The sequence below is a fragment of the Bacteroides pyogenes DSM 20611 = JCM 6294 genome (assembly GCF_000428105.1).
Taxonomy (GTDB): domain Bacteria; phylum Bacteroidota; class Bacteroidia; order Bacteroidales; family Bacteroidaceae; genus Bacteroides; species Bacteroides pyogenes.
Map to the genome: position 1 here is coordinate 90004 of NZ_KE386624.1, position 26885 is coordinate 116888.

The window sequence follows — 26885 nt, forward strand, 5'->3', positions numbered from 1 at the left end:
GCGGTCGGCGCGGGTGCCGGTGTAGACCGAACGGAACAGGCGGGGCACGTGCTCAGCCTTGCCACGGTCCACCGCACGGTTGTAGACGGCACGCAGCGTGCGCAGATAGGTGGATACGGTGTTCCAACTGCAACCGCGGGCACGAAGGCTGATCTCGAACTTCTTCAACCATTCGGGGGTAATGTCGCGAAAAGCCAACGACTCGCCGCCCTGAAAAGCGAGAATCGCGTTCAGACTGCTACGATAAACATGGGCGGTTCCCTGATTGCCGGAGTGCTGAAGTTCGCCCGCAACCTGTCTCATGAATAAAATAAAGCTGTTCATAAATAAATAAAATTAAATTACATTTTGTGGTATTCTGCACCTCTTAATATAAGCGATGCGGTCATATTTTTTTACAGCGTGAAAATAATCATTAAAAATAACAACAAAAATGAGAATAACGAATCGTTTTTTATTATACTTTTGCCGCAAAATTTCAAAATATCTTTTTTTATTAACCCAAAAGTCGTATTATGAAAAATTTTCTTGATGATGGAGAGGATTTCGAAATAAATGGTTTCAAACATTTCTCCGAATTGGCAATGGAGTATTTTCCAAACTATGCAAGCAGCAGCGCGGCAAGAAAAAGAATGCAGAAAGACATCGAAAAAAACAAAGCCTTGAAGGCTGAACTGGAAGCCGCTCACTACACGCCGCGAATCACCTTGCTGAGTCCGGAAATGCAACGCATCATTTACAAGTATTGGGGACTGCCGAAAATCAGGCTTAGCGGAAAGAAAAAATCCGAGTAGGCGGCAGGGGGAAATATGCCGAAAACGGACACTGAAAAATGGGCGCGGATGCCGGGACAAAAACGGGCAAAAACGCGAAAATCGATCAGAATATATTTTTGAAGAAAATATATTTATTATCTCCCTTATTTATTAAGTGTTCGCTTAGGCGTTCGCCCCCTCTTTACGAAATTCTCGTAACGAACAGTGGAACAAAATGTTATCGAAGAAAAAAAGTGTTCCATTTGCTGTTCGCTTTTACGGAGCCTTTTTTGCCATCCGGCAGAGGCTCCGTTTTGCGTTTGCAAAGGCTCCGATTTTACTCGACAGAGGCTCTGTTTTACATCGGGGCAAAAGCTTCGTTCTTCGTCCGGCGGAAAACCGCCCCCCCAAAAAACAGAGCATTCCACCAAAAAGAAGTCCGTTTCTCCGCGAAAAACAGTCCATTTCCGTCCAAAACGGTTCATTTCGGTTCAAATCGGTCCGTTTCGGTTCATTTTCGTCCATTTCGGTTCATTTTCGCCCATTTCGGTCCGTTTCGGTCCAAACGCGTCCGGAGGGTATTGACAAAGGCTTTCGGATGATATATCTTTGCGGCACAAACCAAGTATAACCCAAGAAAAACACATGTATGAACAAATTTAATCCGGAAATTCTGAAACACGGTTACCTCATCGTACCGAAAATGATGTTGCAAAAGCTCAACGACGCATCCGACTGCCGGGACGGAGATTTCGAAGCCTTCCTGAAAATGCTGATGAAGGTGAACTACACCGACATGAAGATAGACACGGGGACGAACAAAGGGCTTGCCTGCGGGCGGGGCGAAAGCCTGTACAGCTACCGCGACTGGAGCAAGGTGTTCGGCTGGTCGCTGGGGCGGACGTTCCGCTTCATCCGCAAACTGAAAAAAGACGGGCTGATCGAGGTGATCGCCCACCGCGAAAGCCGGAGCATCCTGCACATCCGAATCGCCGAATACGACCACTGGACGGGCACTCCCGCCGCATGCAAAGGGGGCGGAAAGGCCGGCGAGGAACGCTTCAAACGCTTTTGGGACGAATACCACCGCATCACACTGCTGCCCAAAGAGAACATCGGGAAGGCGCAGCGCGAATGGAAAAAACTGGCGGAAAAGGAGCAGATACTCGCCATCGAACGCATCGAGGAGTATTACTACCACCTCGCCGACACGCAATTCACGCTGAGGGCGTGCAACTATCTGTCGAACAAAGCTTACCTGAACGAATACGATAACTGAAAAAAACGAATCGAACATGTATCACGAAACCGAAATTGAAGAAGCCGTCATAGGCGCGTGCCTCATCGAACGCACCGCCATGCCGATGGTAGCCGACAGGCTGCGACCTGAAATGTTTTACATCCCCCGCCACTGCGTCATCTACTCGGCGATGCTCGCCATGTACCATGCGGGAACACAAATCGACATACTCACCGTGAAGGAGGAGCTGACGCGACGCGGAAAGCTCGACGAAGCGGGAGGTCCCTACGGCATCGTGCAGCTGAGCAGCAAGGTGGCAAGCTCGGCGCACCTCGAATTCCACGCCCGCATCCTGCACCAGAAGTTTATCAGGCGCGAGGCGGTGACGGGGCTCAACAAGCTGCTCGCCTGCGCCATGGACGAAACGATGGACATCGACGACGTGCTGACGGACGCGCGCGGACTGCTCGACCGGCTCGAAGGCGAAGCGCGCACCGCCGACCGCATGCGCGACATGCAACGCCTGATGGAGGACACGATGGCGGAAGCCGAAGGACGCGCGGCGAAGAGCGTCAACGGGGTGACGGGCATCCCCACGGGACTGAAGGATCTCGACCGGATGACGTCGGGCTGGCAGAACGGCGAACTCATCGTAATCGCCGCACGCCCGTCGGTGGGGAAAACCGCCTTCGCCCTTCACCTTGCCCGGAGCGCGGCGGAAGCGGGGCATGCCGTGGCGGTGTACAGCCTCGAAATGCAGGGCGAAAGGTTGGGCGACCGCTGGCTGCTGAGCGCGGGCGACATCAACCCCTACCGCTGGCGCACGGGAATAGCCGATCCGCACGAGATGGCGGAGGCACGCACGGCAGCCGCCTCGCTGGCGCGACTGCCCATATATGTGGACGACAGCAGCTCGATGAGCATCGACCGCGTGCGGGCAAGCGCGCGACTGCTGCAAAGCCGCAAGGCGTGCGACCTCATCATCATCGACTACCTCCAGCTCTGCGACATGAGCACGGGGCAGAACAACCGCAACCGGGAGCAGGAGGTGGCGCAGGCCACCCGCAAGGCGAAGCTGCTGGCGAAGGAGCTGAACGTGCCGGTGATCTTGCTCAGCCAGTTGAACAGGGAGTCGGAAAACCGCCCCGGAGGACGTCCCGAACTCGCCCACCTGCGCGAGAGCGGGGCCATAGAGCAAGACGCCGATATCGTGGCATTGCTCTACCGTCCCGCACTGGCGCGCCTCGCCGCCGACCGCGAGAGCGGTTACCCCGCCGAGGGACTGGGCGTGGTGATCGTAGCCAAGCAGCGAAACGGCGAGACGGGCAACGCATACTTCGGGCACAACCCCTCGATGACACGGATAGCCGACTATGTGCCGCCGATGGAATATCTGCTGAAAAACGCCCGGAAACCGGGGTAAGCAAGCTCTACGAAAAGCCCCCGAAAACTGTACGACATCGCCGCCGAAACGGAGCGGACAAGCAACCGGAAGCAGGCGAACAGAAAAAGAAAAAACATAACAAAATAAAGAACCGGAAATAATCATATTTACAGACAAAATTTATCTAAAATTACTTGACTTCCAGTTTTATATTTTGTATATTTGCATTGTCGACAACAAACAAATATTTTTTTACTTAAACCTTAACTTTTACCATTATGAACGTATTAGTAGAACGCTACCAACGCAAGCAGCACATGCACAATCCGGAGTCGCCGAAGTTGTATTACATCCGTCAGAAAACGGGCACGGTACGGGTGATGAACATCCAGAAAATCGCCGAAGCCATCGAAGCCGGAACCTCGCTCACGGCGGGCGACGTGAAGCACGCCATCGAGGCATTCGTGCAGCAACTGCGCCTCTCGCTCACTCAGGGCGACAAGGTGAAAATCGCCGGACTGGGCACGTTTCACATCACCCTGAGCAGCACCGGCGCGAAGACGGAAAAAGAGTGCACCGTGCGCAACATCCGCCGGGTGAACGTGCGCTTCATCGCCGACAAGGCGCTGCATCTGGTGAACTCGGGGCTGGTGACCACCCGCAGCGGAAACAACGTAGACTTCCTCCTCGCGGGGAAAGAAGACGAAGGGGGCAAGCCGTCGACCTCCGGAGGAGGCACGAAGCCCGGAGGCGGAGGAAGCGGGCAGGAAGGCCCGAAACCGGGCGGTTCCGAAGCTCCCGACCCGGCATTGTAACCAACCGTAATCGTAACCTGAAAAACGCATGAACCATGTTCAACAAAATCATCGACCTGCTCATGGCGGTGCTCCCCTTTCTGGGCAACCGCAAAAAGCGCGAAGAGATGGCGCGCGAAGTGAAAGAATTCAGCGAACTGGTGAAAGACCAGTACGGCTTTCTGATGGACCAACTCGAAAAGGTGCTGAAGGACTATTTCGACCTCAGCGCGAAAGTGAAGGAAATGCACGCCGAGATCTTCTCGCTCCGCGAACAACTCACACAGGCAGCCGTACTGGAGTGCCGCAAAAGGGAGTGCAAACAACGCCTATGAGAAGCGTCAACCTGATTGTAGTCCACTGTTCCGCCACGCGCGAGGACAGGGACTTCACGGAGTATGACCTCGACACCTGCCACCGCAGGCGGGGATTCGACGGACCGGGATACCACTTCTACATCCGCAAGAACGGCGACATCAAGTCCACCCGCCCCATCGAACGGGTAGGCGCGCACGCCAAAGGGTTCAACGGCGAAAGCATAGGCATCTGCTACGAAGGCGGGCTCGACTGCCACGGACGCCCCAAAGACACGCGCACGCCGTGGCAGAAGCACTCGATGCGGGTGCTCATACTCACCCTGCTGAAAGACTTCCCGGGCTGCCGCGTATGCGGACACCGCGACCTCAGTCCCGACCTCGACGGCAACGGGGAGATAGAGCCGGAAGAGTGGATCAAGGCCTGTCCCTGCTTCGATGCCGCCACGCGTTGGAACGAGAGGTGAGGCGAAAAGCCGGAACGAAGAGAAAAATAGGAATCGCTTGAAATCAGTAATGGAAAGAGCTGCGTCGAACTCAGTTTTGAGTAACGATGCAGCTCTTTCATTCTCGGCGGAAACAAGTATATGGATATGAATTACAAAAATCGCACGAATGACGAGAGCGTTTTTATCGAATTCACGTTAATTGAGCAAAGGTTCAATCATCCATCATCTATTGGCAGGATAAAGCTTTACTGACTCACCATCGAATGATGTAAGAATCAGCACTCCATCTTTATAAACAATCTTCACTCCGTTTGCCAGCTCTTCCTTATCGCTTTCGGCTAGTTCTCCCGAAGGCTCTTCTCCCGTTATCCACAGGAAGAGTTTGTTACCGGATACTTTCCAATTAAAAGTAGCATAACCGACTACTACCCCGGACTCTTCGTGGACTGTAAACGCTCCTGTATGATCGGATTTGAAATAATAGTTCTGAAAAGCTTCGCAGTAAGGCATATGTTCACCTCCGTGTCCTGAAAATCCGCCGGTGTAGTATATATCCTTAAAAATCGCAGGCGCATAGCGGTCGAGTTTCCCCGTGGAGAAATCGGTCCAAAAATCTTTAACGTTATATACCTTATCCTTAGGCAGACTCTCGACTCTTACGGCGGCAAACAGTTCGCGTCTCACTTTGCTGTCTTTTATATTTATGCCCGCCTTTTTGATGACACCCAGGGCCGCATATCTCGGCAGGGCGATGGAAGACTCCATCGCTTTGTAAAAATCGAAACCCGCCTTAACTTTACCGATCGCCCCGCGCGTCTTTGCCTGACTCTCACCGAGAGCCGTCAAAAGTTCGTATATCCTATCCGAATCGTTGTAAGAGGCATCCGGATTGGCAAGACCGAAAATCATGCGCATACGCAACTCCTCGTAGACCGAATAGAACGACTTCCCGTTTACGGATGTGTTCGTAAATTCGTAATCGTCTCCTCCGTCTTCTTTATCACAAGAGATAAAAAAAGCATGCCGACAACAGCAAGGTAAATAATAACAATAAATGCTTCTTCATAATTCTTTGTATTCAAAGGTCAATAAATTCGCATAACAATGATGACTGTGGAAAACACAAAAACACACTCTTTCTTTACAGTGGGTTGGCTGTAAGCTCCATCTTGATGACACATCGCACTGTGAAGTTGGCAGTCACGGCACCTACTTTAGATTCGGCAGCACCATACACATTTATCTTTTTATTATTCAGTAAATTCTTTTCTATACGCTTCAATACAGCTTGCTCTGCCACAGTGATGGTTGTTCCCTGTCGTTTCATTTCAGGCAGGTTGACATTGTCTTCTTTACAAATGGTAGAGCCATCTATTTTCAAAATCAAATCATACGTGGCATCGCTTCCTTTATAATCGGGGAGGCTTACAATGACACTTTTCACCGTGATATTCTCTAAATAATCTATGTACTCCTTTATTTTCGGATTACTTTCCAGCGATACGGTTATTTGCTCATCACCCGATGTATCGTTGTTCAACCTGACAGGAATATCAATTTGGGCTTCAGACTGAAATTTCACGTTTGCCAAATCTTTTACTTTATCACATCCACTGCATACTGCAAGTGTCGCAAGCAAACTAAATAATAACAATAAATGCTTCTTCATAATTCTTTGTATTTAAAAGGTTAATAATTTTGCATAACTTCTATAGTTCACAATTATCTCAACACGCCCCTTTCCTTTCTTCAGACGTGTCTGTTTTGATCTGAAATCGTTATTAATCCATCCTTATAATATAATAGGAAATTGGTATTCTCTTTGCCAGAAGTTCAATGTTTTCATCATCCTACGTCCTAACATGACTCAGATAAACATTGCCTTGGCCCCTCCTGTTTTATATCAACGGACGTCAAAAGACGAGTCCGAACGTCAAGTCGAGCGAACGGACTTTTGAATGTTCAGAAATCTCATTCAAGTCTATCGAATAGCCGATACCCGCCATAAACTTGTTGTTGAAACGAGCGCGAAGCCCAAAATGAAGGCCGAACTGCACACGCTTGAATTTTATCAGAGCATCGTCTGAAAAAAGATCTTCTCCGTCATTTTTCGCTATGATATTACCCCGCAAATAGAGTCCTGCATAAGGATCGAGATTGATGCCATCGCTAATCGGGAAAGTATAGATGGCACTGACGGGTATCCTAACGGACAGCATCTTGAATTTATCCTTAAATTGATATTGGAGTATGGCACCCGGCTCGAAGTAAAACGGTGTGCCGCCCATGTTGATAGCTTTGAGATAGCCGGCGGAAAGGCAGGAATAACTTACACTGCTATCTCCACTCTTTAAACTGACCGCATTATACTGCAAGATGGCCGCATTGAAGCCTTCGTAATCAGACGAGCTGTGACTCTTAGTCTGCTTCTTCTGCTGTGCTTTCTGCTGGTTTTGCGACTGTGACTGTGACTGCTTGTTTTGCTTTCTCTCTTTCAGCTGGTCAAGTGTAATCACCTGTTGCGCGGAAATTGAGGCGCAGACTACCACGAATGCCGCCATCATTAAAAATCTGAATCGTTTCATAATAGAAGAAAAATTAAAAGTTAATTATTATGAGATTTAATTGGTTTGAATAATCAGGTATTTCGTGTTACTCCAGAAAGCCTCCGGGTCTAAAATGTGAATTTCCGAAGCTTCCTTTCCTTTGCGCACAATCTCGTAGGAAGAAGAGGGCATGGTTGAGAGTACTTTCGGTTTGCCTGCGGGAATCTCCATTCCGCCAAAAGTGTGCGTGTCCACTTCCGTGAAAAGCTCGTGTGGCAAATCATCATAGTTCACCTTAGACTTCTTCAAGATTCCACTTTCTTTCAAAATCTTTTTGGAACCCATAACTATAAAGCCTTTTCCTATTTTCGCGCTGCTCATCAACTTTTCCTGTTCTTGCAGCTTTTGGCTGAGCGCTTGGTTATCTTGCCCCATAGAAGTCAACTTATCACGCAGTTGAGCGATGTTTACGTTCTTATGGTCCAGCTCATTTTTCAGATTAGTTATCATTTTGTCCTTTTCGTCGATCTGCCGGTTCAGATAATCGACAAGCGTTTCCAGCTTCTTCATATCCATGCCTTTGGCTTCCAGCAAAGCGCCCATTCTCTGTATTTTTTCGCGCTGCTCCATAAGTGTATTGGCAAAGGAATCCAGATTTTTCTTCAACTGTTCTTTATCTACCAATGTTCCCTCCGTACCTTTATTCGAAAAGAAAAGCCGACCCTCTTGTTTGGCAATCGTGTCAAGTCCTTCGGAAAGAACAGACACAAACGAAGTCATGTTTTCGAGGATACTCTGGTTTTGCGCATTGATGGTCTCTAAAGAGTCCACCTGCTTTCTCAATTTGTCGGCTGCTCCATTGCCGCAAGCCGCTATGCCGATCAGAACAAGGATAGCTGTAAAAAAATACAAAAATTTTCGCATACTTTTTAGATTGTTTATTAAATAAGTTTTATCAATAATTTTATCAAAAAGATTAGAGATTATTGTTTCTGCTTACGTATTTCTTCTATTAAGTATTAGTTTTAAAAGCTGCCTTATCTAAAAACAACTTTCACCTTACTGAATATTTTTGTTAAATATAGGAAATATATGCTTTGACTTGACTAATAAATCGTACAAATCAACTAATAAATCGTACAAATCGACTAGCGAATCGTACAAATCAGCCAACAAATCTTATAAAATTTTATATTTGAGTACGTTTTGAGAAGACAGAGGAAAAGGGAGAGCAACAATTTTATATTTTATCCGGCAAAAGCTCCTCCTGCACATTCGTCATGCTTGCCCACAGGCTATAACGGGCTTCGGGGTTCATCGCCTCCAAACGGCGGAGCACCTCTTTCATCTCGCTGCGGCCGGAGTCCGACTCGTAGGGGCAGTTTTTCACCTGAGGGAGGTAACCGCGCAACGCCGCCAGCTCCGCCAAGTCCGACTCGTGCACGAGGCACATCGGGCGGATGATGGTCATGTCGAACTTCTTCATCACCAGCCGCGGCGGCATGGTGCCGAACGCGCCCTGATAGGTGATGTTCATGAGCAGCGTCTCCAGAATATCGTCCATGTGATGCCCCAAAGCAATCTTGTTGCACCCCATCTCCTTGGCAACGGTGAAAAGCGCCTTGCGGCGGTTCCACGAGCAGAGGAAGCAGGGCGATTTCCGCATGTCGGTAGAGGCGTCGAACGAGGTTTCGCGCAGCACGAACTCCACCCCGTGCGCCTCGCAATGCGCCCGCAGGTAGGCGGCATCGCTACGGTAGGCGATGTTGCTCATCACCACGTGGAGAGCCGCCACCGAGAAACGGGGCTTGTGGATGCGCGCCCTTCGCCCCAGCAGTTCGACCAGCGCGAGCGAGTCTTTCCCGCCCGAAAGTCCGATGAGTATCCTGTCGCCCTCTTCAATGAGGCCGTATTGCACCACGCCCTTGGCAAAACGCCTCTCGATGCGGCGCAGCGTCTTTTCTTCTTCCGTAAATTTCGTCATACCATGCTATAAACGGATGCAAAAATAAACGAAAAGAATCATTTAAAGAAGAATTAACAAAATAGAATGGGGCAAAAAGGGTTTATTGCCGATAAATTTGTATTTTTGGACAAGCTAACCCAAGCAAATGTGAAGAAAACATGAAGAAAAAACAGATACTAACCATCCTTTGCAGCTTCCTCCTCGCCGGCCTTTCGGCACAGACACTCGAAGAGGCGCGCGAGCTTTTCGCCAAGGGGGAATACGAAAAGGCTAAGCCGGTATTCAGAATACAGCTGAAAGCGCAGCCGGGAAACGGCAATTACAACTACTGGTACGGCGTATGCTGCCTGAAAACGGGACAGCCGGAAGAGGCGGTGCCGCATCTGGAGACTGCCGTGAAAAAGCGGGTGACAGGGGGGCAACTGCATCTGGGGCAGGCGTACGACGCCACGTACCGGTATGAAGACGCGGTGGCCTGTTTCGAGAAATACGTGGCCGACCTGAAACGCCTGAAACGCCCGGCGGAAGAAGGGGAACGGCTGCTGGAACGGAGCAAGGCCCGCCTGCGGATGCTGAAAGGGGTGGAAAAGGTGTGCGTGATAGACAGCTTCACGGTGGATAAAGAGCGGTTTCTCGAGGCTTACAAGATAAGCGGGGAGTCGGGCAAGCTGCACACGTACAACGCTTTCTTCGGCACCGAAGGGAAGCATCCGGGCACGGTGTACGAGACTGAGATAGGAAACAGGATATACTACGGCGACGACGGCGGAGAGGGAACGTTGAGCGTATTCTCGCGGAGCAGGCTCGGCAACGAATGGGGAGCGGCGCGCCCGTTGCCCGAAAACATCAACGGAAAGGGAAATACCGGCTATCCGTTCGTGATGACCGACGGGGCGACGGTGTACTACGCCACCGACGGCGAAGGTCTGGGGGGATACGACATCTACGTGACGCGGTACAACACGAATACCGACACTTACCTCACCCCCGAAAACGTGGGGATGCCGTTCAACTCGCCCTACAACGACTATATGTACGTAATCGACGAGTACAACAACTTGGGATGGTTCGCTTCCGACCGCTTCCAGCCCGAAGGGAAGGTGTGCGTGTATGTGTTCATCCCCAACACCTCGAAGCAGACGTACGACTACGAATCGGCGGAGCCGGGGCACATCGTGCGGATGGCAAAGCTGCATTCGCTGAAAGAGACATGGGAAGACGAGGAGGCGGTGGCAGCGGCGAAGAAACGGCTCGAGGCCGCCCTGAACTACCGCCCGAAGCAACAGCGGGCGATGGATTTCGAGTTTGTGATAGACGACCGCAGGACGTACTATCTGCTGAGCGACTTCCGCTCGGAAGAGGCGAAGGAGATGTTCCGGCAGTACCAACAGTTGGAAAAGGACTACCGCCTGCAACGGGAAAAGCTGGACGCTCAACGTGAGGAGTACGCCCAAGCCGGCGAGAGCGAACGGGCGGTGATGGCGCCCGCCATTCGCGACCTTGAGGAAAGGGTGTTGCAAATGGCTCTGGAAATGGACAGCATGAGGAGGGGCATACGCAACGCGGAAATAAACGACACCAAATAAATAACACCCAATAAACAAGACTTATGGAAATATTTATCATTGCGGTTCTCATTATCACGGCAATCGTCATCTTTCTGTTAGAGTTATTCGTCATCCCCGGGCTCAGCTTGGCCGGCTTCGCGGCGGTAGGCTGCATGCTGTATGCCAACTACTACGCCTTTACCCGCTTGGGCATGACGGGCGGTCTCGTCACGCTGGCCGTATCGGTAATTGCCGGGGTAGGCTCGATCGTATGGTTTATGCGTTCGAAAACGCTCGACAAGCTGGCGTTGAAGAAAGACATCGACTCTAAGGTAGACCGCAGCGCGGAAAAGAGCGTGAAGGTAGGCGACACGGGTATAAGCACCACCCGGCTCGCACAAATCGGATACGCCGAAATCAACGGAAATATCGTGGAGGTGAGGTCGATCGACGGCTTCCTCGACGAAAAGACGCCCATCGTGGTGCGGCGCATCACCGACGGAACGATTCTGGTGGAGCGGCAAACGAATTAATGTTTGTTCATATAAAATTAACGCTTGCAGGCTAAATATAATATTATGATACGTATATATAGTATGGTGTAAATATATACAGTAAAACAATAGGGCAAAGCGATAAGCCAAGCCCCAAAGCAAAGCGATAAGCCAAGCTGTATCATAAATAAAATAAACATAATCAATTAAATAATCTATTCAATGGAAACATCCGTTTATTTACCCATTATCCTGATTGCGGGAGGTATCATCTTCCTGGCCATCTTCTTTCATTATGTACCGTTTTTCCTGTGGCTTTCGGCCAAAGTGTCCGGAGTGAACATCTCGCTGGTGCAGCTCTTCCTGATGCGCATCAGGAACGTGCCGCCGTATATCATCGTGCCGGGCATGATAGAAGCGCATAAGGCGGGACTGAAAGATATCACGCGCGACGAACTGGAAGCGCACTATCTGGCGGGCGGACACGTGGAGAAGGTGGTGCACGCGCTTGTATCGGCTTCGAAAGCGAACATCGAACTGCCGTTTCAGATGGCTACCGCTATCGACCTTGCGGGACGCGACGTGTTCGAGGCCGTGCAAATGTCTGTCAACCCGAAGGTTATCGACACTCCGCCGGTGACTGCCGTTGCCAAAGACGGCATCCAGCTGATCGCCAAAGCACGGGTGACGGTGCGCGCCAACATCCGCCAGCTGGTGGGCGGCGCAGGCGAAGACACGATTCTCGCGCGTGTGGGCGAGGGTATCGTTTCGTCCATCGGTTCGTCAGAGAACCATAAGTCGGTGCTGGAAAACCCCGACTCTATCTCCAAACTGGTATTGCGCAAGGGACTGGATGCGGGAACTGCTTTCGAAATCCTATCCATCGACATCGCCGATATCGACATAGGTAAGAACATCGGGGCCGCCCTGCAGATAGATCAGGCGAACGCCGACAAGAACATCGCGCAGGCAAAAGCGGAGGAACGCCGGGCAATGGCGGTGGCTTCGGAACAGGAGATGAAAGCCAAAGCACAGGAGGCCCGCGCCAAGGTGATAGAGGCCGAAGCCGAAGTGCCGAAAGCCATGGCGGAAGCGTTCCGCAACGGGAATCTGGGCATCATGGACTACTACCGGATGAAGAACATAGAGGCGGACACCTCGATGCGTGAAAACATCGCCAAGCCGTCGTCGGGCAGCGTAACGAACCAGCCGCTGAGCAAGTAGCAAGGGGCAAACGCTTTAAATTCAATAAAGTTTCGCCGGGCAAATGGGAATAAACAAGCCGGTGAAAGCCCTGAAAGGGAGTACTTGTACATCCCATTAGTCGCCGGACAAATGGGGACAAACAAGCCGGTGAAAGCCCTGAAAGGAAAGGCCTGTACCCCACAAGCTCCAGAGCAAACGGCGAATGTTATCAACTTGAGTTATTAACACGGCAACTCCCGCGAATCGGAAACACGGGAATGCCTCAAAATTATATAGCAATGAAAAAATATTTTCCTTCATCGGAACTCATCATCAATGAAGACGGGAGTGTATTCCACCTTCACCTGAAACCGGAAATGCTGGCGGACAAAGTAATCCTCGTGGGCGATCCGGGACGGGTGGCGCTGGTGGCGTCGCACTTCGAAAACAAGGAATGCGAAGTGGAAAGCCGCGAGTTTAAGACCATCACGGGAACGTACAAAGGCAAACGGATTACAGTGGTTTCCACAGGTATCGGGTGCGACAACATCGACATCGTGGTGAACGAACTGGACGCGCTTGCCAATATCGACTTCGGCACGCGGGAAGAAAAAGAGAACTTCCGCCAACTGGAATTGGTGCGCATCGGCACGTGCGGAGGGCTGCAACCCAACACTCCGGTAGGGACTTTCGTGTGCTCGCAGAAGTCGATGGGATTCGACGGCCTGCTGAATTTCTACGCCGGACGCAACGCCGTGTGCGACCTTCCTTTCGAACGCGCGTTCCTCAACCACATGGGATGGTCGGGCAACATGTGCGCCCCCGCTCCTTACGTGATCGACGCCGACAAGGAGCTGATAGACCGGATTGCCCGCGAAGACATGGTACGGGGGGTGACCATCGCCGCCGGAGGATTCTTCGGTCCGCAGGGCAGGGAACTCCGCATCCCGCTGGCTGATCCGAAGCAGAACGAAAAGATCGAATCGTTCGAATACAAGGGATTCAAAATCACCAACTTCGAGATGGAAAGCTCCGCCCTTGCCGGACTCAGCCGCCTGATGGGGCACAAAGCAATGACCGTGTGCATGGTGATTGCCAACAGGCTGATCAAAGAGGCGAACACGGGATACAAGAACACCATCGACACGCTGATTTCGACAGTGCTCGACAGAATCTGACGTTTTCCAGCCGCGAAAAACATAATAACCGACAAAGAATGATTTCAACCGATACGATTTGCGCCATCGCTACCGCACAGGGAGGAGCCATCGGCATCATCCGCGTCTCCGGTCCGGAGGCGGTTTCCATAACCGGAAGCATCTTCAAACCGACAGGCTCCCGCCCTCTCGATAAGCAGGATGCTTACAAAATCACTTTCGGGCGCATATATGACGGCGACGAAGTGGTAGACGAAGTACTGGTCAGCCTGTTTCGCGCCCCCCACTCCTACACCGGCGAAGACTGCACGGAGATAGCCTGCCACGGTTCGCCCTACATCTTGCAGCAAGTGTTGCAGTTGCTCATCGGCAAAGGATGCCGCATGGCAGAGCCCGGAGAATATACCCGACGCGCGTTTATGAACGGCAAGATGGATTTAAGTCAGGCGGAAGCGGTGGCCGATCTGATCGCCTCCACCTCGGCAGCCACTCACCGGCTGGCGATGAACCAGATGAGAGGAGGCTTCAGCAAGGAGCTTGCCGGACTTCGGGACAAGCTCCTACACTTCACCTCGATGATCGAACTCGAACTCGACTTCAGCGAAGAGGATGTGGAGTTTGCCGACCGGAGCGCCCTGAAAGCCCTTGCCGGGGAGATAGAGCGTGTCATCACCCGGCTGGCGCATTCGTTCAGCGTGGGCAACGCCATCAAGAACGGCGTTCCCGTAGCCATCATCGGCGAGACCAATGCCGGCAAGTCGACTCTGCTCAACGTGCTGCTGAACGAGGAGAAAGCGATTGTGAGCGACATCCACGGCACTACGCGCGACGTGATAGAAGACACGGTGAACATCGGAGGCGTCACCTTCCGTTTCATCGACACGGCAGGCATCCGCGACACCAAAGACACGATCGAGAGTTTGGGCATCGAACGTACGTTCCGGAAGCTCGATCAGGCGGAAATCGTGCTTTGGATGGTCGACTCCTCACGCGCCTCCTCGCAAATCGCCCAACTCTCGCCCCGCATCCTTCCACGCTGCGCAGGCAAACGCCTCATCGTCGTATTCAACAAATGCGATCTGATAAACACGGAAGAGCAGACATCGCTCTCTGCCCTGCTGAAGGACTTCCCCCAAGAGAACACCGCGCACATCTTCCTGTCGGCACGCCGGCACACGAATACCGACAAGCTCCAGCAAATGTTAGTGGATGCCGCCCGCCTGCCCTCTGTGACGCAAAACGACATCATCGTGACCAACGTCCGCCACTACGAAGCTCTCACCAAAGCGTTGGACGCCATCCGCCGCGTACAAGACGGTCTCGCCTCGCAAATCTCAGGCGACTTCCTCTCGCAAGACATCCGCGAGTGCATCTTCTACATCTCCGATATAGCCGGCGAAGTGACAAACGACATGGTGCTTCGGAATATATTTAAGAATTTTTGTATTGGCAAATAGCGGAACTCATATCCTGCATCATTTTCAGTCAGAATCCCAGCCAATTGGTCTTTGTAGAGTATATGAATATAATAACTGATCCATTATACTTTACCAGCTCCTTGAAAATCTTATAATTCACTGAAGCATCATTGCTTTTAATTCTCTTTTAGTCCTAAAAAGAAAAACTCCTGTAACATGTACTGAAATTCAGTCTGTTACAAGAGTTTTATGAGGTTCCTGGCGGATTCGAACCGCCGTACACGGTTTTGCAGACCGCTGACTAAGCCACTCATCCAAGGAACCAAATCTTTTTCGATTGCGGTTGCAAAGGTAGTGTTTTTTTTATAATAACCAACTATCCGCAACACTTTTTCTTTGAACTTTTTTTCTGAGACTTACATTCATTCCGCTTCTTTTCCATCAGTTCCTTTAATTCACAACCTGTTACGCAGGTAGAACAGGGATTTTTATTCGCTTCGGCTCGGCGAAAAAAAAGAAGCACTCCATATAAAACACGGATTATACAGAACAAAACAATTATCCCGACAACCCATTCCTGCCAATTACTCATATAAATTCTCCTTTTTTATCGGACGGCAAAGAAAACGAAAAACCAACAGCGGCATAACTCGTTTTCAAAGCCTGTCTCTGACAATTAAACAAACAAGCTCCCTATCTGATAAACGGCGAAGGAAAGCAGCCAAGCCAGCAAAGTGGTATAAGTAGCCGCAAAAAGCGCCCATTTCCAACTGCCGGATTCCTGCTTGATAGCCGCCAATGTTGCGATGCAGGGAAAATAAATCAAAACGAACAGCATGTAGCAAAAAGCGACCAAAGGGGTAATGGAAATCCGTTCGGACAAGCTGACAGTATCGACATCGGAATCGCCCGCATAGAGAACGCCCAACGTACTGACAACCAACTCCTTTGCCCCCGCTCCCGACAACAAACCTATGCCCAACTTCCAGTCGAACCCCAAAGGCTTGATAATCGGTTCCATCGCACGCCCCAGCTGACCGATGTAAGAGTTTTCCTGTTGCTCTACAACGGTAGGATACGTCTCATGATTGGGATAATATCCCAAAAACCAGATAATGATAGAAGCAATCATAATAATTCCGCCCATTTTCCGCAAGTATTGTGCTCCTTTCTCCCACGTGTGGCGGAAAATAGATTTTGCGGTCGGCATACGGTAAGGGGGAAGCTCCATGACAAATGGAGAATCATCGCCTTTCACCAAAAACTTGCTGAACAACCGGGCAAACAGTACAGCCAGCAAGATACCGATGACATAAATGCTTAGCAACACCAGGCTGGCGGTACCGGGAAAGAAAGCTCCGACCAGCAACAAATAGACGGGCAAGCGGGCACTGCAAGACATCAACGGGTTAATCAACATGGTGATAAGACGGCTTTTCCGGTTTTCGATGGTGCGAGACGCCATTACTGCCGGCACATTACACCCGAATCCCATGACCAAAGGGATAAAAGACTTGCCGTGCAACCCCATCTTATGCATAATTTTATCCATAATAAAGGCGGCGCGGGCCATATATCCCGAATCTTCCATCAGCGAAATACAAAAATAGAGAATGAGAATGTTGGGGAGAAAGACAATCACACCCCCTACTCCTCCTATAATTCCATCGACGATCATATCCTTCAAAGGTCCGTCGTTCATGTATCCGCGCACAAAATCTCCAAACTTCTCAACCATCCATACAATTCCTTGCATAGGGTACTCGCCCAATACGAAAGTAGCCTGAAACATCAGGAACATGAAAAGAAAAAAAATGGGATATCCCCAGAAACGATGCGTTACAATCGCGTCGATCATCTTGGTGGTTTGTTGCTTCTCCAAATGGTTGTCAGTGAAAGTCTCTTTCAAAGCTCCGCTGATAAAAGCATATTTGGCATCTGTTATAGCCGATTCGCATTCTTCACCGTTTGTCTCTTTATATCGTTTCGACATTTTATCGCGCATTCCGATAATTTTGTTGCCATTGGGCAATTGAAGTACCAGCCGCTCTATATCCTTATCATTCTCCAACAATTTAATGGAAAGAAAACGGGTGGAATATTTATGACGGATAGATTCATTCTCCGAAACCTCTTCTTTCACGGCATCAATCGCTTTCTCCAAATCGGGTCCGTGATTAATATGGATATGCCGGAAAACCCGTCCAGCCGACTCATGCGCATGCGTATAATCTTCCGGATGCTCTTCTTCATGATGCTTGCGATACTCCAATGAATCGTGCCATTCCATCAATCCCTGGAGGACTTCGGGATTCATTTGCCCCTTTCTGTTGAAAAAATCGACACCTTCGTACAAGTTGATCACTACATGAAAGAGCGTATCTACACCCCTGTTTTTTTTACACACGGTAGGTATCATAGGGACACCGAATAGTTTGCTCAACAACCGATAATCCAGTTGATTGCCGCTCGCCTCCAATTCATCATAAATATTAAGAGCCACCACCATGCGCACGTTCATGTCAATCAACTGAGTGGTGAGATAGAGATTGCGTTCCAAATTGGAGGAATCGACTACATTAATGATCACATCGGGAGTTTCGTCGATAATATAGCGACGCACATACAGCTCCTCAGGTGTATAAGCTGATAAAGAATAAGTTCCGGGAAGGTCGATGAGACGAAAGTGGTACCCTTCGAAATCAAAATAGCCTTCTTTGGCATCCACTGTCACCCCACTATAATTACCCACATGTTCGTGAGCTCCGGAAGCCAGATTGAACAAAGAGGTCTTGCCGCAATTCGGATTTCCCACCAATGCGACATTTATTGTGCGACGTTTTCCTAAAGCGATCTTCTTCAAGACCTCTTCCTTTACCGAAACATCTTCGGCCAATCCCTTATGATAAGCCGAATCCATCGCATTCTTTTCCGCCTCCTCTTCACTGATTACTTCAATCATTTCGGCTTCCTGCCGACGAAGGGATATCTCGTAACCTAATATTTTATACTTTATCGGATCCCTTAAGGGAGCATTCAGTAACACCTCAACCGTTTTGCCCTTAATAAAACCCATTTCCACAATACGCTTGCGGAAACCTCCGTGCCCCAGTACCTTGACTATCACACCTTTCTCACCTGTTCTCAGATCGGACAAACGCATAACTCTCTTAATTTTCGGCAAAGATAATCCATTACTCCCGAGTGCGCAAATTATTTAGATTGTTTTCAAATAGCAAGAAATACTTGCAAGCAAGCAAAGATTTAAATTGAACGAATATGATCTCTAAAACTACAAACGAAAAACCGGCTATCTGAACGAAATCAAAAGAATAATTAGTACCTTTGCCCCTATGATAAAGAAACGGGTGAAACAATATATCGAAAAAGAAAAGTTATTCTCACCTGAGAGTAAAGTTTTTGTAGCATTAAGCGGCGGAGCCGACTCGGTAGCATTGTTGCGCCTACTCCATTCCATCGGTTACCGATGCGAAGCCGCGCATTGCAACTTTCATTTGCGAGGAACGGAATCCGATCGGGACGAACGGTTTGTCCGCAGGCTTTGCCGGGAATTAAGCATTCCGCTTCACACCACCCACTTCGATACAACGGGCTATGCCGCAGAAAAGCATGTCTCCATAGAAATGGCAGCAAGGGATCTGCGGTATGAATGGTTCGAAAAACTGCGAGTCGAATATCGGGCAGATGCCATCGCCGTAGCACATCATCAGGACGACAGTGTGGAGACAATGCTACTAAACCTGATCCGGGGAACAGGAATCAAAGGCTTGCTCGGCATCCGCCCGCGCAACGGATCCATTGTCCGTCCGCTACTTTGCGCGACCCGGGAGGAAATCATCCGCTATTTGCGACACATCAAACAGGAATATGTAACCGACAGTACCAATACGGAAGACGAATATACCCGTAACAAAATCCGTTTGCACCTGCTTCCGCTGATGGAAGAGATTAATCCTTCGGTCAAAAAAAACTTGACGGAGACAGGGAGTTATCTGAACGAAGCTTATGCGATATACCACAAAGGTATTGCAGATGCCAAAGAACGGGTAATGACGCCGGAAGGAATCCGTATCGACAAATTACTCGAAGAACCGGCTCCTCGAAGCATTTTATTCGAGATTCTTCACCCGCTGGGTTTCAACCCTTCGCAAATCAATGATATCACCTCCGCCCTGCAAAGCCAGCCGGGAAAGATTTTCACCAACGAAAAATGGAGAGTGATCAAAGACCGCAGCCTTCTATTGATTGACCCCCTGCAATCGGAAGAAGAAGAAGAAGAGAATCCGCCTTTCCGGTTGATCAGTGAAGAAAAATCTTATACTCCCGATTTTCAGATTCCCCGGGGAAAAGAGTACGCCTGCTTCGACGCCGATAAACTGAACGCTCCCCTGCATTGCCGCAAGTGGCAGAAGGGAGATGTGTTTGTGCCCTTCGGCATGAAAGGGAAGAAAAAAGTAAGCGACTACCTGACCGACCATAAATTTTCAATCAAACAAAAAGAGCAACAATGGGTACTATGCTGCGGAGAACACATCGCATGGCTAATAGGCGAACGAACGGACGACCGATTCCGCATAGACGAGCACACACGACGGGTCGTAGTCTACCGCACTACCTGACATTACAAAAAACTTATTACCTTTTTCACATAAAAAACGTTTAATCGTACCGAATATAAAAAATATTTCCTATCTTTGCCTCGTTGAATGAATTCCACTATTCAACCGATATACAACATCCCAAAATCATAATTATTTGTAAGATACAATATATGCATGCATATCTGTGGCTTAAAGGCTGTAGTCACGTCACCCATATCTCAAAAAGATCAATAAGATAAAACTATTAATAACTTACCATACTATATGTATAACATCATTCAATTGAACGACAAAAACTTGTCGGAACTTCAAGTTATTGCCAAAGAATTGGGTATAAAAAAAACCGAATCTTTAAAAAAGGAGGAACTTGTTTATAAAATACTCGACGAACAGGCAATAGCCGGCGCTACTAAGAAAGTAGCGGCGGACAAGCTGAAAGAGGAGCGCAAGGAAGAAAAGAAAAAGCGTTCACGCGTTGCCGCCCCTAAAAAAGAAGACAAAGTAATGTCGGCAACGAAAGAGGGAGAAATAACCAAAACGAAAGCTACCACTCCCGCCCCGCAACCGACGGCGCTTCCGAAAGAAAAAACGGCAGGTAAAGAAAACGAAAGTTCTACCGCAGCAGAAACAATGGAAAAAACAACCGAATCGAAGCGTAAAGTCGGACGTCCCCGTAAAGAAACGGCAAAGGCAAAGAAAGAAGCAGAAACTGTAGCAAAAACAGAGAAAACAACCGAAGAAAAAACTGTCGCCGAGAAGAAAGCCGTTGTTGCAGACAATGTGCAGACAAGCAAAGAAACGGAGAAAAAAGCAGAAACACCTAAAACAACTCCTCAACCGGTAACCAAGCCTACTAAGCCCACACCCGTAATCGATGAAGAAAGCGCTATTTTATCAAGCGCAGATGAAGATGATTTCATCCCCATCGAAGATTTGCCTTCCGAAAAAATCGAACTTCCCACCGAGCTTGTCGGCAAATTCGAAGCAACCAAAGCCGAACCCGTTCAAGCCACTGCCGAACCGGGAACCCCACCGCAACAGCGTCCGCGCATCGCCCGCCAACGCGACAACAACAATGCCGGAAACAACAACGCCCAACGCAACAATCCGCGTCAGCAAATGCAACGCCCTGCCCAGCAGAATAACTCAAACGAAAACACCCAGCCGCAGCAACAGGAGCGAAAAGCTCCCGAACCACGTGAAAAGGCTTACGAATTCGATGATATCCTGAGCGGAACAGGCGTGCTCGAAATTATGCAAGACGGATACGGATTCCTCCGTTCTTCGGATTATAATTACCTTTCTTCACCGGACGACATCTACGTATCGCAGTCTCAAATCAAACTGTTCGGCCTGAAAACAGGCGATGTGGTAGAAGGCGTCATTCGCCCGCCAAAAGAAGGAGAAAAATACTTCCCGCTGGTCAAAGTATCAAGAATCAACGGCCGGGATGCAGCATTCGTACGCGACCGTGTTCCATTCGAGCATCTGACCCCGCTCTTCCCGGACGAAAAGTTCAAGCTTTGCAAAGGAGGGTATTCCGATTCGATGTCTGCCCGCGTAGTAGACTTGTTTTCACCGATCGGCAAGGGACAGCGAGCATTGATCGTCGCCCAGCCGAAGACAGGTAAAACTATCCTGATGAAAGATATTGCCAATGCCATTGCTGCCAACCACCCGGAAGTTTACATGATTATGCTCCTGGTAGACGAACGCCCTGAAGAGGTAACGGATATGGCACGCAGCGTAAATGCGGAAGTCATTGCGTCTACATTCGACGAACCTGCCGATCGCCACGTGAAGATAGCGGGCATCGTACTCGAAAAAGCCAAACGACTGGTAGAATGCGGACACGATGTGGTTATCTTCCTCGACTCCATTACCCGCTTGGCGCGCGCTTACAACACTGTATCTCCCGCCTCGGGCAAAGTTCTTTCCGGCGGTGTGGACGCCAATGCGTTGCACAAGCCGAAACGATTCTTCGGCGCAGCCCGTAACATCGAAAACGGCGGTTCGCTTACCATCATCGCCACTGCATTGATCGATACGGGTTCGAAAATGGACGAAGTGATTTTTGAAGAATTCAAAGGTACCGGCAACATGGAATTGCAGCTCGACCGCAACCTGTCCAACAAGCGTATCTTCCCGTCAGTCAATATTACGGCTTCCAGTACTCGGCGCGACGATCTGTTGCTCGATAAAACTACGCTCGACCGCATGTGGATATTGCGCAAATATCTTGCCGACATGAATCCTCTCGAAGCGATGGATTTCGTAAAAGACCGTTTGGAGAAAACCAAAGACAACGACGAATTCCTGATGAGCATGAACAGTTAACAAATACCTATCGATTTCCGACATTTATCGGAAAACAAGAGTATTCGAATTACCAACGATGCACGCAAAACCGTATGACGGCAGCGCGCGACATCGGCGGTAATTCTTTATTTTGTACAAAATCCTTTCGTTTACGTTCAAAAAGTCGGCATACAAGCCGCCTGCTTCTTGTTTTTCGTTACTTTTGTTTGAAAATCATTTTATCACTTAATTCTAACCGGAATGAGAACAATTTATCCGTTTATGGGATTGGCACTATGCGGTGCAGCAACCCAAGCGCAAGAAAAACCCAATATTTTAATCATCCAATGCGACCATCTGACCCAGCGTGTCGTAGGCGCATACGGACAAACCCAAGGCTGTACGCTTCCTATCGACGAAGTGGCGGCACGGGGAGTCATCTTCTCCAACGCTTACGTGGGATGCCCCCTGAGCCAGCCCTCACGTGCGGGGCTATGGAGCGGACTGATGCCTCATCAGACGAATGTGCGTTCCAATTCCGCTGAACCCGTAAACACACCTCTGCCGGACAGCGTACCGACACTGGGAAGCCTTTTCTCGGACCACGGATATGAGGCCGTACATTTCGGAAAGACACACGACATGGGCGCGTTAAGGGGCTTCAAGCATAAGGAACCCGTACCCAAGCCTTTCACCGATCCGGATTTTCCGGTCAACAACGACAGCTTCCTCGATGTGGGGACTTGCGAAGACGCGGTGGCATACCTGAGCAATCCGCCCCAAAAACCATTTATCTGCATCGCCGATTTCCAAAACCCGCACAATATTTGCGGATTCGTAGGCGAGAATCAGGGCGTGCATACCGACCGCCCCATCAGCGGAGAACTTCCGGAACTGCCTGCTAACTTTGAAGTGGAAGATTGGAGTCAAATCCCTATTCCGATTCAATACATCTGTTGCGGACACCGCCGTATGACACAAGCCTCTCAGTGGAGCGAAGAAAACTACCGCCACTATATTGCCGCTTTCCGGCACTACACCAAGATGGTATCGCGGCAGATAGACAGCGTGCTGAAAGCACTCTATTCCACACCCGCAGGCAAAAATACTATCATTGTGATCTTAGCCGACCATGGCGACGGAATGGCTTCGCACCGCATGGTGACCAAACACCTCAGTTTTTATGATGAAATGACGAACGTTCCCTTCATCTTTGCCGGTCCGGGCATCAAGCAACGGAAGAAACCTGTATCCGAATTGCTCACCCAGCCTACATTAGATCTTCTGCCCACACTTTGCGAGCTGGCAAATATCCCTGTCCCCTCAGATAAAGCCGGTATCAGCCTTGCTCCGACGTTGAAAGGAGAAAAGCAGAAAAAGACACACGCCTATGTGGCTTCGGAGTGGCATACCGAATACGAGTACATCACTACTCCCGGACGGATGATACGAAGCCCGAGATACAAATACACGCATTTTCTGGAAGGGAACGGTGAAGAGCTTTACGACATGAAAAAAGATCCGGGCGAGCGAATAAATCTCGCCAAAAACCCGAAATATACCGCGATACTTGCCGAACACCGTGCATTGCTCGACGATTACATTACCCGCACCGGAGATGATTACCGCAGCCTAAAAGTAAACGCCGATGCCCGCTGCAGAGAGCATACTCCGGGATACCCGCATCATAGAGGCCCCAGTGTTCGTGAACTGATTAAAAAGAGATAAAGTCTCCGTCTAAGAAATTTTTCACGTTTGTCTAAAGAGTCACTGAAAAGCGACCATGTTCATGTGTACAGCGTACACATAACAAATTGGACAAGTCAGGAAAGTTTCCTATTATGAAACAAATCATCTTCCTCAGAACGAAGACATTGTAATATTAAAGGGGGTCTTTTTATCCACTTGTTAGAACTGCGCCGTGGAAGTCGTATTAAGAGTGAAGAAGCTATCATTCTCAACGACAAGCAGAACAATCTGCTACCGGATATTAGGTCGGTGTAGCATATCAAACTTGGATCGAACGAGGCAAGTGTCTTCGCTGAAATCAACAATAAGATATCTCGCTCCTTAAAATAAAGGAAACCATTCACACCCACTTGTCACGCAGAGCAATACGTATCAACTCTGCCACATTCTTGGTTCCAAGCTTCTGTGTGAGGTTCTTTCGATAGGTCTTGACGGTCTCTACGCTGAGAAACATACGGTCGGCTATCTCCTGATTGGTGCAGCCGTCCACGATGTGGCGGAGTAATTCCTGTTCGCGAGTAGTGAGCCATACGGCTTGGTTGATACGTTTCTTCATCATCCGGTCGATTTCAGTGCTGAAAAATGTATTGCCGGCCATAACAGTCTCAATACCTTTCACCACTTCCTCCGACAAGGCATTTTTCTGGATGTATCCCGATGCTCCAGCGGCAAGGGCACGGTTGACCATCGTATATTCATCATAAGTAGTGAGCATCAGTATCTTCACGTCCGGATATTTTTCATGTACCTCTTCGCAAAAATCGACACCGCTTCCATCGGGCATAGAGATGTCTAAAAGGAGCACATCAGGACACCTGAACAAAAGTGTTTTACGACATACATCAAGTGTGTGAGACTTATCCACGACTCTGGCGATGCCTGATTCTTCGATTGCGGCCTGCAACCCTTCGACCAACATGCGGTGGTCATCCGCGATATGTACCTGTATCATGACGTAAGTTCTATTTCTATGGTTACTTCCGTACCCGTGCCGGGTAAGGAATATACATTGATTGTACCATTGTAAGCAGCAATGCGGTTAATCATGTTAGTAAAGCCAGCCCCGTATGCCACCGTTTCGAGATCGAATCCTTTGCCGTCGTCCTGCACGGAAAGAGAGACGAGACGTTCATCAACTGTCAACTGAACATTGATACGCGTAGCGTCAGCGTGCTTCATCGCATTATTAATGAGCTCGTAGGCACAACGGTAGATAAGCACTTCGAGACGGCTGTCGAGCCGCGGATTCTCACCGAAAAACTGGAAATTCGCCATTGGAACAGAACGACAGAAATCCTCCAACGAGGTTTTGATACCATAGCGTGAAAGTGAATCGGGCATCATGTTGTGCGCCACGTGGCGAAGTTCTTCCATCAGTTCGTCGAGCATCTTTCGAGCTTTGTTGAACCGTTCTGCATCTGCCGGCGGCAGTACGGAAAGACTTTTGATACCGTACAAATGCAGTTTGATAACCGAAAGCATGCCCCCCAACCCATCGTGTAAGTCACGTGCCAAGCGGGTACGCTCGGCATTTTCTCCGTCTAACAAAGCAAGTGTGGCTACAAGTTGTTTCTCCTGCTTCAACTGCTTGACCTGCTGCTCAGCGAGCTCACGTTTCTGACGGATCAAACGGTAGCGATACATGAGCATCCCCATTATCAGCAAAAGAACAAGGAGTCCCGACACACTCACTATAATATAAAGTCGTTTTTCCTTTTGCAAGGAAGAAATCTGGAGTTGTTTCTTTTCAGTCTCATACCTGATTTCCATGTCCGCCATAGTCCGATGAAAGCCCTTCACGTTCTGTTCGTTCACCAGCCGGGCATATTGGCGGAAAAAATATGAAGATTTTTCCCTATTACCGAGTTGTAAATTAGCAAAAGCTAAATTATAGGCCAATTCAGGAGCGGTATCGAGCATCGTAGAATCGTTTTCCCATGCTTTGAAGGCTATGGTCTCACATTCGCCATATCGGTTTTGCTCTCGATAGATAGTAGAAAGTATCTGCAGACCTATGGTTTCGAGGCGCGTATCACTGAATTCACGCGCCAGCCGGATACTTTCTTCCGTATATTCTATGGCTTGAGGGTACTCTCGTTTCAAAGTATAAATCTTGGCTATGGCTTGATCGCAATATATTTCGAATGTTTTATAACCTAACTTGAACCATTCGTTTGCTTTAAGTTCATATTCCAAAGCAAGATCGAGTTCGCCCTTCTCCATATAGATAAGCCCCAGTTCATAGTAAGCCATACGGTCTTCAGGTATATTATACTTTTTGCTCAAATCGATATTCTTTCGAATATAATATTCGGCACGGTCCAAATTACCTAATTCCCGATAGAGCGAGCCGATATTCGACAAGGCATTGAACTGACTCGAAGTGTCGTTGATGGCTTCGCTTATCCGGAGTACCGTCATGCAATTGTCAAGAGTTTCAATATAGCGGTTCTGCCGATAATTCCAATGGGCTATACAACGGTAAGCCTGTACTTCTTCGCGACGGTCTTTCAGCTTGACAGCACAAGCAAGCGATTGGTCGAGATACATCTTGGCCGAATCATATTGCATCAACATGTTGTGATAGACTCCGAGCGAACGAGTGAAATGTGGAATTTCCTTTGTCACCTTTTCCCTTTCAGCTATCTCCAATCCTTTTTTCAAACAAGCGATGGTGCGGTGCGTGTCATAGCTTCCGTACCAATTGGACAATAACCGATAGATGCCGACCTGCTCTTTAGGTGTCAGCTCCGAAGTACGCAACACGCCCCACAGGGAATCCGGATAGGCTTCCCTCGTATCGTTCGTCACCGTTTTACCGCCTTGTGCAAAGAGAAAGGGGAAGATAGAGAGCGACAGCAGGATTATTATAGCGTATGTTCTTTTCATCTTGTCGGATAGTTGAGATTCAAATGTTTCTGTCGCAAAATTATATCCCTCATATGAAACGCAATACCCCACTTGTGG

24 protein-coding genes, 1 tRNA gene and 1 pseudogene are annotated in these 26885 nt (G+C 49.2%); 14 read left to right on the forward strand and 12 right to left on the reverse strand.

Annotated features, from left to right (window positions below; genetic code table 11):
- A partial coding sequence (locus tag C234_RS0114285; protein WP_027326309.1) for a phage integrase SAM-like domain-containing protein occupies positions 1-324 on the reverse strand: 324 nt, incomplete at its 3' end.
- 191 nt (positions 325-515) lie between these two features.
- Between C234_RS0114285 and C234_RS0114290 the strand changes: the two genes are divergently transcribed.
- From C234_RS0114290 to C234_RS0114325, 6 genes are all read left to right on the forward strand, one after another.
- On the forward strand, positions 516-794 hold the full coding sequence (locus tag C234_RS0114290) for a DUF4248 domain-containing protein (protein WP_027326310.1): 279 nt from the start codon (positions 516-518) through the stop codon (positions 792-794).
- A gap of 610 nt (positions 795-1404) precedes the next feature.
- Entirely contained in the window at positions 1405-2034 is a 630-nt protein-coding gene (locus tag C234_RS0114305; RefSeq protein WP_027326312.1) for a hypothetical protein, read from the forward strand.
- A gap of 16 nt (positions 2035-2050) precedes the next feature.
- Positions 2051-3418, forward strand: coding sequence for a replicative DNA helicase (gene dnaB, locus C234_RS0114310; RefSeq protein ID WP_027326313.1), 1368 nt, complete (start codon positions 2051-2053; stop codon positions 3416-3418).
- 239 nt (positions 3419-3657) lie between these two features.
- Positions 3658-4194 carry an HU family DNA-binding protein gene (locus C234_RS0114315; protein ID WP_027326314.1) on the forward strand — a complete coding sequence of 179 codons (537 nt, stop codon included), beginning with the start codon at positions 3658-3660 and terminating at the stop codon, positions 4192-4194.
- 35 nt (positions 4195-4229) lie between these two features.
- Positions 4230-4508, forward strand: coding sequence for a hypothetical protein (locus C234_RS0114320; RefSeq protein WP_021646039.1), 279 nt, complete (start codon positions 4230-4232; stop codon positions 4506-4508).
- Positions 4505-4954, forward strand: coding sequence for an N-acetylmuramoyl-L-alanine amidase (locus C234_RS0114325; protein WP_027326315.1), 450 nt, complete (start codon positions 4505-4507; stop codon positions 4952-4954). The genes C234_RS0114320 and C234_RS0114325 overlap by 4 nt, the downstream gene beginning before the upstream one ends.
- 204 nt (positions 4955-5158) lie before the next feature.
- Here the strand turns inward: C234_RS0114325 and C234_RS0114330 are convergent, their stop codons facing one another.
- The 5 genes from C234_RS0114330 to C234_RS0114350 form a co-directional block, all read right to left on the reverse strand.
- The gene (locus C234_RS0114330; RefSeq protein WP_027326316.1) at positions 5159-5851 is read right to left on the reverse strand and encodes a hypothetical protein; all 693 of its coding nucleotides are present in this window, start codon (positions 5849-5851) and stop codon (positions 5159-5161) included.
- 226 nt (positions 5852-6077) lie between these two features.
- The gene (locus C234_RS0114335) at positions 6078-6605 is read right to left on the reverse strand and encodes a hypothetical protein (RefSeq protein ID WP_027326317.1); all 528 of its coding nucleotides are present in this window, start codon (positions 6603-6605) and stop codon (positions 6078-6080) included.
- Positions 6606-6849: 244 nt separating this feature from the next.
- Positions 6850-7521 carry a porin family protein gene (locus tag C234_RS0114340; RefSeq protein ID WP_081688175.1) on the reverse strand — a complete coding sequence of 224 codons (672 nt, stop codon included), beginning with the start codon at positions 7519-7521 and terminating at the stop codon, positions 6850-6852.
- Between the two features lie 36 nt (positions 7522-7557).
- Positions 7558-8406, reverse strand: a complete 849-nt coding sequence (locus tag C234_RS0114345) for a Cbp1 family collagen-binding glycoprotein adhesin (protein ID WP_027326319.1) — start codon at positions 8404-8406, stop codon at positions 7558-7560.
- A gap of 316 nt (positions 8407-8722) precedes the next feature.
- Positions 8723-9466, reverse strand: a complete 744-nt coding sequence (locus C234_RS0114350) for a PP-loop family protein (RefSeq protein WP_027326320.1) — start codon at positions 9464-9466, stop codon at positions 8723-8725.
- A gap of 140 nt (positions 9467-9606) precedes the next feature.
- Between C234_RS0114350 and C234_RS0114355 the strand changes: the two genes are divergently transcribed.
- From C234_RS0114355 to mnmE, 5 genes are all read left to right on the forward strand, one after another.
- The gene (locus C234_RS0114355; protein WP_027326321.1) at positions 9607-11034 is read left to right on the forward strand and encodes a tetratricopeptide repeat protein; all 1428 of its coding nucleotides are present in this window, start codon (positions 9607-9609) and stop codon (positions 11032-11034) included.
- 23 nt (positions 11035-11057) lie between these two features.
- On the forward strand, positions 11058-11528 hold the full coding sequence (locus tag C234_RS0114360) for an NfeD family protein (RefSeq protein ID WP_027326322.1): 471 nt from the start codon (positions 11058-11060) through the stop codon (positions 11526-11528).
- 183 nt (positions 11529-11711) lie between these two features.
- Complete coding sequence (gene floA / locus C234_RS0114365) at positions 11712-12713, forward strand: flotillin-like protein FloA (protein ID WP_027326323.1); 1002 nt, start codon at positions 11712-11714, stop codon at positions 12711-12713.
- A gap of 260 nt (positions 12714-12973) precedes the next feature.
- A complete protein-coding gene (locus C234_RS0114370; RefSeq protein WP_027326324.1) occupies positions 12974-13852 on the forward strand; it encodes a nucleoside phosphorylase in 879 nt (292 codons plus the stop codon).
- Between the two features lie 41 nt (positions 13853-13893).
- Positions 13894-15288 carry a tRNA uridine-5-carboxymethylaminomethyl(34) synthesis GTPase MnmE gene (gene mnmE, locus C234_RS0114375; protein WP_027326325.1) on the forward strand — a complete coding sequence of 465 codons (1395 nt, stop codon included), beginning with the start codon at positions 13894-13896 and terminating at the stop codon, positions 15286-15288.
- Here the strand turns inward: mnmE and C234_RS18105 are convergent.
- From C234_RS18105 to feoB, 4 genes and pseudogenes are all read right to left on the reverse strand, one after another.
- A pseudogene (locus C234_RS18105) lies at positions 15279-15356 on the reverse strand (HipA N-terminal domain-containing protein); the annotation flags it as partial. The gene mnmE and the pseudogene C234_RS18105 overlap by 10 nt on opposite strands.
- A gap of 145 nt (positions 15357-15501) precedes the next feature.
- A tRNA-Cys gene (locus C234_RS0114380) sits at positions 15502-15573 on the reverse strand.
- A 52-nt stretch (positions 15574-15625) separates the two neighbouring features.
- On the reverse strand, positions 15626-15841 hold the full coding sequence (locus C234_RS18110) for a hypothetical protein (RefSeq protein ID WP_027326326.1): 216 nt from the start codon (positions 15839-15841) through the stop codon (positions 15626-15628).
- Between the two features lie 84 nt (positions 15842-15925).
- Positions 15926-18412: a ferrous iron transport protein B gene (feoB, locus tag C234_RS0114390; RefSeq protein ID WP_027326327.1), complete on the reverse strand. Its 2487-nt coding sequence runs from the start codon at positions 18410-18412 to the stop codon at positions 15926-15928.
- A gap of 190 nt (positions 18413-18602) precedes the next feature.
- On the opposite strand from feoB, the gene tilS reads away from it, so the two are divergent.
- The 3 genes from tilS to C234_RS0114405 all read left to right on the forward strand — a co-directional run bounded on the left by tilS (position 18603) and on the right by C234_RS0114405 (position 23897).
- Positions 18603-19889: a tRNA lysidine(34) synthetase TilS gene (tilS, locus tag C234_RS0114395; protein WP_027326328.1), complete on the forward strand. Its 1287-nt coding sequence runs from the start codon at positions 18603-18605 to the stop codon at positions 19887-19889.
- A 246-nt stretch (positions 19890-20135) separates the two neighbouring features.
- Positions 20136-22208, forward strand: coding sequence for a transcription termination factor Rho (gene rho, locus C234_RS0114400; protein ID WP_027326329.1), 2073 nt, complete (start codon positions 20136-20138; stop codon positions 22206-22208).
- 222 nt (positions 22209-22430) lie between these two features.
- Positions 22431-23897, forward strand: a complete 1467-nt coding sequence (locus C234_RS0114405) for a sulfatase family protein (protein ID WP_027326330.1) — start codon at positions 22431-22433, stop codon at positions 23895-23897.
- A 361-nt stretch (positions 23898-24258) separates the two neighbouring features.
- On the opposite strand, the gene C234_RS0114410 is transcribed toward C234_RS0114405, so the two are convergent.
- Both C234_RS0114410 and C234_RS0114415 read right to left on the reverse strand, forming a co-directional pair.
- A complete protein-coding gene (locus C234_RS0114410) occupies positions 24259-24870 on the reverse strand; it encodes a response regulator (protein WP_021644400.1) in 612 nt (203 codons plus the stop codon).
- Positions 24867-26807 (reverse strand): tetratricopeptide repeat-containing sensor histidine kinase, encoded by a 1941-nt coding sequence (locus C234_RS0114415; protein ID WP_027326331.1) that lies wholly within the window; start codon positions 26805-26807, stop codon positions 24867-24869. Before C234_RS0114415 ends, C234_RS0114410 begins: the two co-directional genes overlap by 4 nt.
- Positions 26808-26885 lie beyond the last annotated feature (78 nt).